We start from the raw sequence: 13,197 nt of genomic DNA, 5'->3' as shown, positions 1-13,197 counted from the left end.
ATTACAGGTACCCCAAAAACGACTGTAGGAGTGAGCCTGCTCGCGATGAGGGCCTGACTATCAACATTTCTGTGACTGTCAGACGGCTATCGCGAGCAGGCTCACTCCTACAGGGGTACTGCGTTTTTACTTAGTGAAACAGTACCGCCGTTTTCTGCAGGGTCACCCACACCCCCCATGCCAACGGAATACCCACCACCAACCACGCAGCGATTGCCAGAGGCTTGCTGCCCGGCGCGGCTTTCCACTCCAGAACCGTGCTGGCATCAGCACCCTTGTCATGGCCCAGCGCCTGTTCGGCCGCCAGCTCAGCGTCGGTCATGAAGTACTTGTCGGCCACCGGACGCACCATCAGGTTGCACAGGAAACCCAGCACCAGCAGGCCGGCAAGGATGTACAAGGTGATGTCGTAAGCGGCAGCGCGTTCAACGCCGATGCTCAGCTGATATTCACGCAGGTAGTTCACCAATACCGGACCCAGCACGCCAGCCGCCGCCCAGGCGGTCAACAGACGACCGTGGATCGCACCCACCATCTGCGTACCGAACAAGTCGGCCAGATACGCCGGAACGGTGGCAAAACCACCGCCGTACATCGACAGAATGATGCAGAACGCCGCCACGAACAGCGCAACGTTGCCCAGATGGCCCATGTTCGGAATCAGCGCATACAGGGCAAAACCCAGCGCAAAGAATACGAAGTAGGTGTTTTTACGACCCAGGTAGTCCGAGAACGAAGCCCAGAAGAAGCGACCACCGATGTTGAACAGGCTCAGCAGACCGGTGAAGCCGGCAGCAATCGCCGCGATCGAAGCCAACTGGCCGGCATCGAGCTGGCCAAACGGCACATCAACACCCAGCAGTTTGCCGCCGAACACTTCCTGCAACAGTGGCGAAGCCATGCCGAGGATGCCGATACCGGCCGATACGTTCAGGCACAGCACCAGCCACACCAGACGGAATTGCGGGGTTTTCCACGCCACATTCACGTGCACGTGACGGTGGGTGATCATCGAGTTCGAGGCTTTCTTCGCCGGAGCGGTCCAGCCTTCAGGCTTCCAGCCGGTTGGCGGCACGCGGTAAGCCAGAGCGCCACCAATCATGAACACGAAGTAGATCGCGGCCATGGCCACAAAGCTTTGCCAGACACCGACACCGGTCGGCGAAGCGAAGTGGCTCATCAGCGCAGTCGCCAGCGGTGCACCGACCATCGCGCCGCCACCGAAGCCCATGATTGCCATACCGGTGGCCATGCCGCGCTTGTCCGGGAACCACTTGATCAGGGTCGAGACCGGTGAGATATAGCCCAGGCCGAGACCGATACCACCGATCACGCCGGAACCGATCCACATCAGCCAGATCTGGTGTGTATAAATACCCAGCGCCGAGATCAGCAGACCGCCACACCAGCACAGTGCCGATACCACGCCAGCCTTGCGTGGCCCTGCGTGTTCCAGCCAGCCACCCCAGATCGCTGCCGAGCAGCCGAGGAAGATGAAGAACAGCGTGTAGATCCAGCCGAGCATGGAGATCGGCCAGTCGCATTGCGACGAGAACACTTGTGCGATGAAGCTCATGTCCGGTGCGCAAGCCACCGGAGCGGTAACGCCCAGCGCCTTGGACAGCGGCAACCAGAACACCGAGAAGCCGTAGGCCATGCCGATGCACAGGTGGATGGCCAGAGCGGCCGGTGGAACCAGCCAACGGTTGAAACCGGGCTTGGCGATGATGCGTTCCTTGGACAGGAACGCGGGCTGACCGGCTTTGAAGCCGTCCGCCGTGATGCTCGTGCTCATTGTGTATCCCCCAATTATTAGTATGGTTCGCCAGCCACTGTTCACCCCCGGCCTTTATGCACGCAGGCATGACCGTTTTTTTGGGTGAAGCTCCTTGAAGGCGCGACGTTAAGTCGCAGAAGGACGGACGAACGGGCGAAGGTTACCATTTGCACGTGACAGAAAAACCAAACTGATATCACCTTTTTTATGTCATCTGTTCTCGTACCACTCAGGAAAGCGCCATGCCGATCATTGTCCAAGCCCTGAAAGACGCCAGTTATCAGGATCAGCAGGATTTGCAGAAGATTTATCGCGATGCGCCAGAATGGCTGTTCGCGCCATTTTCTGCGGAGGCTGACCTGATCGAAGGTGCCCTCGCGGACGGTTCTTTTATCGCTGGCCGCTTCAACGACCGCTTGCTGGGCGCCGGCATTCTGCAAAGGCATCAAGACGTCTGGTACTTGTCCCATTTATGCGTGCGAAAAGTTACCCGTCGCCGTGGGGTCGCCGAGAGACTGGTGAACCAAGCGCAGAAAATGGCGTCGCAAGCGGGGGCCGAACTGCGCTTGCTGGCCCCTGTGGAACATCCCGAGGCGCAAGCACTCGCCGCCAGGTTGCAGATACCGCTGGACGTCCTGGCAACATGACGTCACAACGAACCGGGCAATTGCAGCGCTATACTCCCCGGCTAAATTACGAATTCGACTAACTACAAGGACTCGCCCATGAAAGCGTTCGGCAAAATCCTGGGTCTGGTACTTCTCGGGTTGTTGCTGATCATTGTGGCGGCAGGTTTTGCCCTGACCCACCTCTTCGATCCCAACGATTACAAAGACGAGATCCGCCAGATAGCCCGTGACAAGGCCCACATCGAGCTGACGCTCAATGGCGATATCGGCTGGAGCCTGTTCCCGTGGCTTGGCCTGGAATTGCACGAGGCCAGCGTCGCCACCCTGGTCAAACCTGCCGAACCGTTTGCCGATTTGCAGATGCTCGGTCTGTCAGTGCGGGTGCTGCCGCTGCTGCGCCGCGAAGTGCAGATGAGCGATGTGCGCGTCGAAGGCCTGAACCTGCGCCTCAACCGCGACAAGGACGGCCACGGCAACTGGGAAGACATCGGCAAGGTGCCGGCCCCGGCCGGAGCAACGCCGCCAGCCGCTACTGCAGGCCAACCGGCCAGCGAAACCCCTGTTGCGGTGGAAAAGCCACCGCAGCCGATCCGCCTCGACATCGATAGCCTGACCGTCAACAACGCCCGCGTTGAGTACAACGACGAGAAGACCGGCAAGCAGTTCAGTGCCGAGAGTATCCAGCTGAGCACCGGTCCGGTTCACGACTCGACCAATATTCCGGTGAAAGCCACCGCCTTCCTCGGCACCAACCAGCCGGTTCTGCGCGTGCGCACCGAACTCACCGGCGAGTTGCGCATCGAGCGCGCTCTGCAACGCTACAAGTTCGAGGATATGAAGCTCTCTGGCGAACTGGCTGGCGATCCGCTGCAAGGCAAGACCATGACCTTCGCTGCCCAAGGTCAATTGTTACTGGATAAAGCCGCGAACGTCGCCGAATGGACCGGCATCAAGATTTCCGCCAACCAGTTGCGCGCGCTGGGCGAACTGAAAGCCAACGACCTCGACAAGACTCCGCAGATCACCGGCGGTATCTCCATCGCCCAGTTCGATCTGGCGAAGTTCGTCGACAGCATCGGTCAGAAACTCCCGGCCATGGCCGAAGGCAGTCTGAGCAAGGTCGAACTGGTCAGCCGCGTGGCGGCCACGCCAAGCAGCGTCGCCTTCGACAACATCAACCTGAAACTCGACGACAGCAGCTTCAGCGGCCGCATCGCTGTCGAAGACTTCGCCAAGCAATCGCTGCGCGCCGTGCTCAAGGCTGACACGTTCAACGTCGACCGCTACCTGCCGCCGAAATCGGCGCAAGCCAACAGCGCCACACAAGTGCGTCAGGCCGAAGTCGCCAGCACCGAGGCCGATGCCATGGCCGGTGCCGGTTCCACACCGTTGCCGGACAAACCGAGCAAAACCGCCTGGAGCACTGAGCGTCTGTTGCCGGTTGAACGCCTGGCCAAACTCGACGTAGACGCCGACCTGACCTTCGGCCAGTTGACCCTCGACAAATTGCCGATTGAAAACGCCGCACTGAAAGCCACCGGCCAGGGTGGCCTGCTGACCCTGACCAACCTGAGCGGTGAACTGTACAACGGCGGCTTTGCAGCCAACGGCACCCTCGATGTACGCCCAAGCGCACCAGTACTGAATCTGCAGACCAGACTCAATCGCGTTCCTGTAGAAAAAATCCTCGAAAGCCAAGGCAAGAACCCGCCCGTCAAAGGTCTGGTGACCCTCACCAGCAACGTGACCGGCAGCGGCAATAGTCAGCAGGCATTGATCGATACGCTCAACGGCAACGCCAGTTTCGTGATCAACAACGGCGTGCTGCTCAACGCCAACCTTGAGCAGCAACTGTGCAAAGGTATCGCCACGCTCAACCGCAAAACCCTCAGCGGCGAGCCACGCGGCAAAGACACGCCATTCCAGGAACTCAAGGGCAACCTGACCTTCCGCAACGGCGTCGCCAGCAATCCGGACCTGAAAGTGCGCATCCCCGGCATGACCGTCAACGGTGATGGCGACATCGACCTGCGCGTGCTCGGCATGGACTATCGCGTCGGCATCATCGTCGAAGGCGACACCAGCGCCATGCCGGATCCAGCGTGTCAGGTCGGCGAAAAATTCGTCGGTGTCGAATGGCCGCTGCGCTGCCGTGGCCCACTGGAATTGGGCGCCAAGGCTTGCCGCGTCGACAATGATCGCCTCGGTCAGGTCGCGACCAAACTGGCCGGCGACAAGCTCAGTGAAAAGATCGACGAAAAACTGGGTGACAAAGTCAGCCCGGAACTGAAAAACGCATTGAAGGGGCTGTTCAAGCGATGAGAGCGGAGCAGTTTTCCACGGCGGTGCTGGATTGGTTCGACCGCCACGGCCGCCACGATTTGCCTTGGCAGCAAGACATCAACCCGTATCGGGTGTGGGTGTCAGAGATCATGTTGCAGCAAACCCAGGTCAGCACCGTGCTCAATTACTTCGACCGCTTCATGGCCGCGCTGCCGACGGTTGAAGCGCTGGCCGAAGCGCCGGAAGACGAAGTGCTGCACCTGTGGACCGGCCTCGGTTATTACACCCGAGCGCGCAATTTGCAGAAGACCGCGAAGATCATCGTCAGCCAGTACGGCGGCGAGTTTCCGCGTGACGTCGAAAAGCTCACCGATCTGCCAGGCATTGGCCTGTCCACCGCTGGCGCCATTGCGAGCATCAGCATGGGCCTGCGCGCGCCGATTCTCGACGGCAACGTCAAACGCGTGCTGGCGCGCTTTACTGCGCAAGAGGGTTATCCCGGCGAGCCGAAGGTCGCCAAACAGCTGTGGGCCAACGCTGAGCGCTTTACGCCGCACGATCGGGTCAACGCCTACACCCAGGCGATGATGGATCTCGGCGCCACACTCTGCACGCGCAGCAAGCCGAGTTGCCTGCTGTGCCCGCTGGAGCGTGGTTGCGAAGCGCACATGCTCGGCCTCGAGACCCGCTACCCGATTCCCAAGCCGCGCAAAACCATCCCGCAGAAGCGCACGCTGATGCCGATGCTCGCCAACGGCGAAGGTGCAATTCTGCTTTATCGTCGCCCTTCGAGCGGTTTGTGGGGCGGCCTGTGGAGCCTGCCGGAACTCGATGACCTCGACGACCTGCAACATCTTGCCGATCAGCACTCGCTGACCATGGGCGAGCAGCAGGCGCTGCCAAGCCTTGTCCACACGTTCAGCCATTTCCAGCTGGCCATCGAACCCTGGCTGGTTCAGGTGCAGGAGGCCGCCCATCACGTGGCCGAGGCCGACTGGCTCTGGTATAACCTCGCCACCCCGCCGCGCCTGGGCCTCGCCGCCCCGGTCAAAACCTTGCTCGAACGCGCGGCCGCCGTCTTGAATGCAGGAGAGTCGCCATGACCCGCACCGTAATGTGCCGCAAGTACAAAGAAGAACTGCCCGCGCTGGACCGCGCTCCTTTCCCGGGCGCCAAAGGTCAGGATATTTTCGACCACGTCTCGGCCAAGGCCTGGGCTGACTGGCAGAAACACCAGACCCTGCTGATCAACGAAAAGCGTCTGAACATGATGAACGCCGAAGACCGCAAATATCTTCAGGGCGAAATGGACAAGTACTTCTCCGGCGAGGAATACGCCAAGGCCGAAGGCTACGTTCCGCCTGCTGAGTAAACCCCGCAAAATCGGGGGTCGGATCGTAAGCGACGGAATTAATTTAAGAAATTTTAAAAAAGTCGTTGACGTAAATCCGAAAAACCCTTTTAATGCGCCCCGTTGCCCAGATAGCTCAGTCGGTAGAGCAGGGGATTGAAAATCCCCGTGTCGGCGGTTCGATTCCGTCTCTGGGCACCAAATACCGAAAACCCTGAATCGCAAGATTCAGGGTTTTTTTATGCCTGCGATTTGCTGAGCCACACCTCACCCCTCTCCCAGTGCTTTTGCTGGCCATTATTTTGATGTTAGGCTCCGTCAGCTTTTTACGGCAGGTCATTGCTGACTGTCGAAAATAATCGCCGCGTACTTCAGTCCTGATGACCGGCATTTAACGCATTACTCAAATAACGCACTCCGCGCCCCGGAACCCTCGGAACCTACTGAGGTTATTGCTGGCAGCAGGAGAGTTGCGTCTGCGAGCAGGATCGCTCGCAGAACCAAGCCCCCTCAGAAAGTTGTCATGGAGGACAAGACCTCAGCGCAGGTCATCTGCTGTTGTTTCAACTGTCAGGCAAGCGACAGCAAACACTGACCCGGCATTCAACACTTGTTTGAACTGTCGCGTCACAGCGCCCTGTGCCCTCGCGAAAAAATCAAACCTGTATCAACTCGCCCACGTCCGGATCTGTGCGTGCGCTCGGCACGCATTGCATCATCGAAACAGCCAACAGCTCCCACAAAAAAATACAAAGGGAGCCGATACGACAGGGATGTAAACAATGACCGAAGTCCTACAACACACTTATAAAACCGCTGAGTCTTTAGTTGAACAGGAAGTCAGAACTTTCAGTTTTGATACGCAACAAGCAACGCTGCTGCACACCTTCTCTGAAGAACTGGCAGCCATGGGCGGGCCACAAGCCGCAGGCGCAAAGTCCAAAGCCTCGCTGGCAGCGACTGAGTTGAAGTTTTCGTTTTCCAAGGATCAATGCGAACTGCTTGGCGCTTATTCCGACGGCCTGGTTTCCCTGCTGATTTTTGAGGGGATGCAAAAAGTCACCGACACCAGCCCTCCGGATGAACTGCCCGACCTGGCCGCTCTGGAGAATCGTCACGACGTCCTGTGTCTGGCGGCACGTAATCAGATTCTGTTGAAACTGGTGGATAACAGCTCCTTTGCCTACGACATGGACAACGAAGGCAAACTGGTCCGTCTCGTCGCCAACTTCAAGGGCGGTGGACTGACCAAAATCAATGACGAACCGGAAATCAAAGAACTCAGCTCCCATTCCGGTCTCGCCCTCGGCCCGCACACCGAAGCGCCGTACTGGTGCGCTGTGAACGCGCAAGACGGGCATTCGCCCTCGCCATCGTCGTTGATCCTGTCGGCGCTGTGGAATCCAGGCCTGGAGCCCACCTCGGTGATTCCGCTGCCGCCCCTGCTGGACGAAATCGGCGTCACCGGATGCCTCGCACTCACAACGGGCAGCTTCCAGTTCACCCGCAGCGACTCTTTCGTCAACGGCAAGGGCGAAGACGGTCGTAATGTTTCGATTCTGGAGTTCGATGACAACGTCGGATTCGCCGCGCGATTCAACTCGTACCGTTTTTCCGTCAACGACAACGCCTCGGACTTTGTCAAAGAGGCTTATTCCGCACTTTGCCAAAGCGTGGGTAGAGCAACACCGGTTCAATACACACTGACGCAAGAGTCGGCCATGGTGATCAATAACGTCCGGGCCCTGCATTGTCGCGATGTCATCAAAGACAATCGACGTGTATTGGTGCGCATCTTCGGTCTGTCGAAGTACTCGTCCCCGATTGTCATTTCAGACGATCCGCTGCTGATACAGGGCTGAAACTCGCTGTACGCAAAGCTGTTGAATGGCCAGTCATGTAAATGGCTGGCCAATAACTATAAAAGGGAAAATGTAATGGCTTGGGATGTAATTGGCATGTTGGCGCTCGTGGCTTTTTGCGCCGGTTTTTTTGATGCGATTGCCGGGGGCGGCGGTTTGATTACTTTGCCTGCCTTGTTTCTGGCCGGCGTCGACCCGATCAGTGCGATTGCCACAAACAAGTTTCAGGCCGCGTCGGCGACTATTTCGGCCACGGTCACTTTTGCCCGCAAGGGCATGATTGAATGGCGAGAGGGGCGCTTTCTGGTTATCTGCGCATTCCTGGGGGGCGCCAGCGGGGCACTGTTGGTCAGTTCAATTGATAAGCGCTATCTGGAAGTGTGCGTGCCCGTGATGCTTATTCTGGTGGCGATCTACTTTGCGCTCTCGCCGAAACTGGCCAATGAGGATCGACGCAAACGAATCGGCATTCTGCTGTTCTCGTTCACCGTGGCACCGATCCTGGGCTTCTACGACGGTATCTTCGGTCCGGGTGTAGGTTCATTCTTCATCGTTGGTTTCGTGCTGCTTTGCGGGCTAGGCATGATGCGGGCCATGAGCTTCACCAAACTGGCCAACGCGTCGTGCAACCTGGGTTCGCTGTCAGTCTTCATCACCAAAGGCGTGATCATCTGGCCGATCGCGATTGCCATGGCGCTGGCAGCCTTCCTCGGCGCACAACTGGGCGCAAGAGCGGCGGTCCGGGTCGGCCCACGCTTGATCAAACCCATGTTGATCGTGGTCTGCTGCGCCTTGGCGATCAAACTGTTGAGCGTGGAGACCAATCCATTGCGTGTTGCAGTCCTGCACACCCTGGCGGCCCTGTGATCAATCGGTTGGCGCTGACCGGCGCGTCTCGACCTCAGTCTCGATTGCAGTTCGACGAGGCGCCAACCGGCCCTGAGTTTTTCTTTGCGCAAACCTTCGCCGGCTACCAACTGGAGGGTCGCGTATTGGCCGGCTCCGCCGCAGAAGCGTCAACGCCAAAGGTGCTGGCCATTCACGGCGCCCGCTCTGACTATTCGCGACTCAACGCCATCCTGTATCCCTTGCAGGCGCAGGGAATAGCCAGCCTGAGCTTCAATCTTTCCGGCCACGGTCCCGACACCGACGTTGCCCTTGAAGACACTTCACTGACGCACAACCTTCAGGAGGCTTTGCAGTTTGCCGGTCATCTTGGCGGCGAACTCAACACCGTGATCGGTCACAGTCTGGGCGGTGCACTGGCGCTCAAGGTGGCGCAAGCGCATCGAGCTTCAGTCAGGCGCATCGTGTTGGTCTGTCCCGCCCTGTACGCGGAGGCAGCCTGGCAGCAACCGTTTGGATCACCCTTTAAAAACGCCATTTCGGTGCCTCACCGTTTTCTCGATTCGCCATCGCTGGATTTCCTGCGTACGTTCGACGGGAAGGTCTTGCTGGTGATCGGCGAATACGATGGCCTTCGATCAACCGCGTTTGGCGGGATTCCCGGTACGTCTGCCGGGACGCAGCAAATGGGCGCGCGCGTGATCAATAGCGCCATTCCCTATGAGGTCATCGAGGCCATTGAAAAGAGTCTGGATCCCCATCAGTTCAGAAAAATCGTACTGCCGGGGTGCGACCACGCTGTATCAACGTGGCTCAGGGAAAACCCGCCGCGCGCAGCGGAATTGGCGAGCGAGATAGCGCAGTTCATCAATACCGGAAACAGGTCCCAAGCGTCATGAATCAAAGGAAAACCCGCATCCCCCTGCCCCACCCGCCGCCCTATCGCCCAAGTCGTGTGACTTACTGGCTGACTGTTCTCGTTGCTCTGCTGATTACTTTCGCCATCGGGTTGTCGATCTGGATGCTGGTCGACAGTTGGATCAGCGGCTCTATCACCACCAATAACCGCGGCCCGCGCAGCACTTTCACCCTGGCCCAGCAACCGCAGCAGTTCTGGTTCGAGTTTGTCTGGCAGAGCGTTGGCACAGTGTTTCTGCTGGCAGTGGGTGTGTTCGGCGTGTGGATCTATCGCAAGGCTCAAGAGCCCGTGCACACGCCGAAGAGCAAGCGCCGCGCAAAGAAAACCTAAAGCGTATTGATGTAATCGATCGGCAGCAGAACCGTATCCACCGCGGCATCCACTGGCAGAGATACGACGGTGATGACCGGGCAGACAATCATCATGTAACAGACGATCGCCGCCGGCATGCCATCGCTACCACCGCCACGCACACCCAGCAGGTGAAGGTTGCCATCAACCCCTCGGTAATACTGGGCATCGGACAAACCGTCATTCAAACGCCCGATAAACGTTCCACAGCCGGTCAACTGCAATACCAGGCCGATGACACAAACAACACGCAAAATCCCTTTCAAACCAGCGCTTCCTTACATCACAAAACAGGAGGCGCGGGATTGTACCTGCGCCTCGACTTTGCAATCACACCCATCGCTATCCAGCGTCATTCCAGTGGAACACCAGATTGCGCGCCGTGCCGCTGCCAACGTCGGTCACATCATGCCGCGTTTCGCCTTTGCGCGTGGCTACCACCGTGTACTTGCCGGGTGGTAGTTGCACGTATACCAACGGGCCCGTCTGGTTAAGCGTCAGTATGGTTTGCCCTGGTGACTTTTGAATCATCACATCGACATCAGCGGTGTACTCGTCTTGCGCGCCCACAGCGAACGTCATGTGCAGGTTGTAACCGCCGGTTTGTTGAATGGCCTTCGCCTCATCCTCACCAATCCCGCCGGCCAGATAAGCGATGCCGTTCTGTTGTTGCTGCTGAACTTGCACCCCGGCACTGTCGATGGGTTCAAGACTGGCTGCCTGCAACATCACCGGGAACAGCAATGCGGCGACGGCGGCGATGGGCAGCATGAATGAAAGAACGCGTTTCATGATCACGACTCCCGGGTTCTTGTAGAACCCAACCATTACTCCTTTTAGATTTTGCGTATCGGGGCGGGTTTTAGATTGTTTGGAACTTGGCGCGTGTACGAAATGGACTACAGACCATGACTCTCTGACGCCTCTTTCAGCGGCAACGTCCTGCAACATCAATCCCTTCTTCCGTCCCAGTTAACCGGCTCGCCCGACATACCCACGCGGCGACTCTTGGCATGCTTTGACGCCTGTATCCAACGATGTGGAAGAGCCGATGAGCCCGCTAAAACCTGCTGACACGCAAGACCCGAAAATCGATTCGTTGCTGGGGGAGCTGGGCGAACTGATTCGCCAGGCGCGGCAAAAAGTGCTGCGTGCGGTGGACACGATTCAAGTGCAGACCTGCTGGCAGATCGGCAGGCATATTGTCGAGTTTGAACAAGAGGGAGCTCAGCGTGCGGGCTATGGAAAACAGCTGATTGGCCTACTGGCGAAGGATCTGACTGGGCAGTTCGGAAAAGGCTTTGATGAAACCAATTTGTGGAAGATGCGCCTGTTTTATCAAAAATTTCCGATTCGAGACGCACTGCGTCCCGAATTGAGCTGGACCCACTACCGCCGTCTACTGCGGGTTGAAAGCGAGAAAGCCCGCCATTGGTACATGGACGAATGCGCCAACCTGAACTGGTCAAGCCGCGCCCTCGACCGCCAGATCCTCACGCTCTACTACGAGCGGCTTCTCATGAGTCGCGACAAAGCCGATGTGATCGAAGAAGCCACCACCAACATCGAAGCGCTGAAATGCAACCCGCGTGAATTCATTCGCGACCCCGTCATGCTCGAATTTCTCGGTCTGCCCTCGGCAGGCAAGGTCAGGGAAAGCGGTCTCGAACAAGCTCTGATCGACCATCTGCAGGGCTTTCTGCTTGAGCTGGGCAAAGGCTTTTCCTTTGTCGCCCGCCAACAACGCATCAGTACCGACGGCGTCGATCTGTACATCGATCTGGTGTTCTACAACTACCTGCTCAAATGCTTTGTGATCATTGATCTCAAACGCGGCAAGCTCAGCGCCCGCGATGTCGGGCAGATGGACATGTATGTGCGCATGTACGACGAACTCATGCGCAGCGAGGGCGACAAGCCGACAGTCGGGATTATTCTGTCTGCCGAGAGCAACGACTCGGTGGCGCGCTACTCAATGCTCAAGGGCAATGAGCAACTGTTTGCCAGCAGTTACAAGACGATCCTGCCGAGTGAAGACGAGTTACGCGCGGAGCTCAATCGCGAGCAGGCGTTGATCGAAGAGCGCAGGCTCACTCAATCCACCGAGTAAAACTTGCGGATTGTTGCCGGGCGGCGCTGAGACTATCGTTGTCAGCTTACTCTTCAAGGTCGAGCGTCATGAGCTGTCAGGACACGCCCGCAAGGCAAGCCATGCAGTCAAGGTCGCCAACCTTGCCTGCTGAGCAAGGTGAGCCTTTCAAAGAAGCTGCCGCCGACGGTTTTGCACTTGGCGGTTTCACCTGGCGTCAGTTCTTGCCTGATAGCCAACGCCCGGTAGTGATCATCAGCGCCGCCACGTCGGTACGTTGCAGCCACTACTCGCGTTTCGCGGCTTATCTGTTCGCCAACGATTTCGACGTGATGACCTACGACTACCGCGGCATCGGCGAATCACGATCCGCGTCGATCAAAGGCTTGAACGCCTCGTGGACAGATTGGGGCGCACTGGATTTCGAAGCGATGCTCAAACGCGCGCAACGAGAGTTTCCCGGTCAGCCGATTGATGTGGTCGGCCACAGCTTCGGCGGTTGCGCGGCAGGTCTGGGCGAATCCGGGCGGGTTATCCGACGGCTGGTCATCGTCGGTGCGCAGTTCGCCTACTGGCGCGATTACGCGCCCGAACATCGCTGGCGCATGTTCGGCAAATGGCATGTGGTGATGCCGTTGCTGACGCTGTTCTGCGGCTTCTTCCCCGGCAAGCGACTCGGCTGGCTGGAAGATACGCCGACCGGCGTTGTACGCGACTGGAGCACGCCTGCCGCGCGTTACGAACAGCGCCCAAGTGGTCGCGCGCTGATGAAAAAGACCGGCGCCCTGCCCTTCGCCAATGTCCGCGCGCAGACTCTGGCCATCAGCATCAGCGACGATCCCTACGGCACCATTCCAGCCATCGAACGCCTGCTCGGCTACTTCAGCAACGCGACAAAAACCCACCTGCGCATCGAACCGCAGGACATCGGCGAACAACAAGTCGGACATTTCGCCTTTTTTCGCAGCGCATACCAAGCCACACTATGGCCCATCGCTCTGACCTGGCTGCAAACCGGCGCACTGGCCCCCGACACACCCGGGCGGCAAGTCCCGCGCAGCTGAGCCCTCTCAACGCACGACGGAACACA

Annotated in this window: 13 protein-coding genes and 1 tRNA gene; 11 read left to right on the top strand and 3 right to left on the bottom strand. The window is 58.3% G+C overall.

Annotation, left to right across the window (positions count from 1 at the left end; genetic code table 11):
* Nucleotides 1-130: 130 nt before the first annotated feature.
* Nucleotides 131-1,795, bottom strand: a complete 1,665-nt coding sequence (locus ACM6JQ_RS27280) for an OFA family MFS transporter (RefSeq protein ID WP_414895006.1) — start codon at nucleotides 1,793-1,795, stop codon at nucleotides 131-133.
* Nucleotides 1,796-2,019: 224 nt separating this feature from the next.
* Here ACM6JQ_RS27280 and ACM6JQ_RS27275 point away from each other — a divergent pair, with 224 nt between their 5' ends.
* The 9 genes from ACM6JQ_RS27275 to ACM6JQ_RS27235 all read left to right on the top strand — a co-directional run bounded on the left by ACM6JQ_RS27275 (nucleotide 2,020) and on the right by ACM6JQ_RS27235 (nucleotide 9,997).
* A complete protein-coding gene (locus tag ACM6JQ_RS27275; protein WP_095113963.1) occupies nucleotides 2,020-2,424 on the top strand; it encodes an acetyl-CoA sensor PanZ family protein in 405 nt (134 codons plus the stop codon).
* A 78-nt stretch (nucleotides 2,425-2,502) separates the two neighbouring features.
* Nucleotides 2,503-4,728, top strand: a complete 2,226-nt coding sequence (locus ACM6JQ_RS27270; RefSeq protein WP_095113962.1) for an AsmA family protein — start codon at nucleotides 2,503-2,505, stop codon at nucleotides 4,726-4,728.
* Nucleotides 4,725-5,792, top strand: coding sequence for an A/G-specific adenine glycosylase (gene mutY / locus ACM6JQ_RS27265; RefSeq protein WP_414895005.1), 1,068 nt, complete (start codon nucleotides 4,725-4,727; stop codon nucleotides 5,790-5,792). Before ACM6JQ_RS27270 ends, mutY begins: the two co-directional genes overlap by 4 nt.
* Nucleotides 5,789-6,061: an oxidative damage protection protein gene (locus ACM6JQ_RS27260; protein ID WP_016986336.1), complete on the top strand. Its 273-nt coding sequence runs from the start codon at nucleotides 5,789-5,791 to the stop codon at nucleotides 6,059-6,061. The genes mutY and ACM6JQ_RS27260 overlap by 4 nt, the downstream gene beginning before the upstream one ends.
* A gap of 104 nt (nucleotides 6,062-6,165) precedes the next feature.
* Nucleotides 6,166-6,241: transfer RNA gene (locus ACM6JQ_RS27255), tRNA-Phe, on the top strand.
* Between the two features lie 581 nt (nucleotides 6,242-6,822).
* Nucleotides 6,823-7,902 (top strand): hypothetical protein, encoded by a 1,080-nt coding sequence (locus ACM6JQ_RS27250; RefSeq protein WP_414895004.1) that lies wholly within the window; start codon nucleotides 6,823-6,825, stop codon nucleotides 7,900-7,902.
* Nucleotides 7,903-7,977: 75 nt separating this feature from the next.
* Entirely contained in the window at nucleotides 7,978-8,769 is a 792-nt protein-coding gene (locus ACM6JQ_RS27245) for a TSUP family transporter (RefSeq protein ID WP_007909181.1), read from the top strand.
* Entirely contained in the window at nucleotides 8,766-9,647 is an 882-nt protein-coding gene (locus ACM6JQ_RS27240; RefSeq protein WP_414895003.1) for an alpha/beta hydrolase, read from the top strand. The genes ACM6JQ_RS27245 and ACM6JQ_RS27240 overlap by 4 nt, the downstream gene beginning before the upstream one ends.
* Nucleotides 9,644-9,997 carry a hypothetical protein gene (locus ACM6JQ_RS27235; RefSeq protein ID WP_414895002.1) on the top strand — a complete coding sequence of 118 codons (354 nt, stop codon included), beginning with the start codon at nucleotides 9,644-9,646 and terminating at the stop codon, nucleotides 9,995-9,997. The genes ACM6JQ_RS27240 and ACM6JQ_RS27235 overlap by 4 nt, the downstream gene beginning before the upstream one ends.
* Here ACM6JQ_RS27235 and ACM6JQ_RS27230 read toward each other — a convergent pair.
* Both ACM6JQ_RS27230 and ACM6JQ_RS27225 read right to left on the bottom strand, forming a co-directional pair.
* Nucleotides 9,994-10,284 carry a YceK/YidQ family lipoprotein gene (locus tag ACM6JQ_RS27230; RefSeq protein ID WP_414895001.1) on the bottom strand — a complete coding sequence of 97 codons (291 nt, stop codon included), beginning with the start codon at nucleotides 10,282-10,284 and terminating at the stop codon, nucleotides 9,994-9,996. The genes ACM6JQ_RS27235 and ACM6JQ_RS27230 overlap by 4 nt on opposite strands.
* A gap of 76 nt (nucleotides 10,285-10,360) precedes the next feature.
* A complete protein-coding gene (locus ACM6JQ_RS27225; RefSeq protein WP_007909173.1) occupies nucleotides 10,361-10,810 on the bottom strand; it encodes a hypothetical protein in 450 nt (149 codons plus the stop codon).
* A gap of 259 nt (nucleotides 10,811-11,069) precedes the next feature.
* On the opposite strand from ACM6JQ_RS27225, the gene ACM6JQ_RS27220 reads away from it, so the two are divergent.
* The gene (locus tag ACM6JQ_RS27220) at nucleotides 11,070-12,128 is read left to right on the top strand and encodes a PDDEXK nuclease domain-containing protein (RefSeq protein WP_095120776.1); all 1,059 of its coding nucleotides are present in this window, start codon (nucleotides 11,070-11,072) and stop codon (nucleotides 12,126-12,128) included.
* A 68-nt stretch (nucleotides 12,129-12,196) separates the two neighbouring features.
* Nucleotides 12,197-13,171 carry an alpha/beta fold hydrolase gene (locus ACM6JQ_RS27215; RefSeq protein ID WP_414895000.1) on the top strand — a complete coding sequence of 325 codons (975 nt, stop codon included), beginning with the start codon at nucleotides 12,197-12,199 and terminating at the stop codon, nucleotides 13,169-13,171.
* Nucleotides 13,172-13,197: the final 26 nt, after the last annotated feature.

Origin of the sequence: Pseudomonas sp. IT-232MI5 (assembly GCF_949767845.1) — a bacterium.
In the GTDB taxonomy this organism is placed as follows: domain Bacteria; phylum Pseudomonadota; class Gammaproteobacteria; order Pseudomonadales; family Pseudomonadaceae; genus Aquipseudomonas.
The sequence above is the reverse complement of the archived record's forward strand: the minus strand, read 5'-3'. Positions and strand labels throughout refer to the sequence as shown.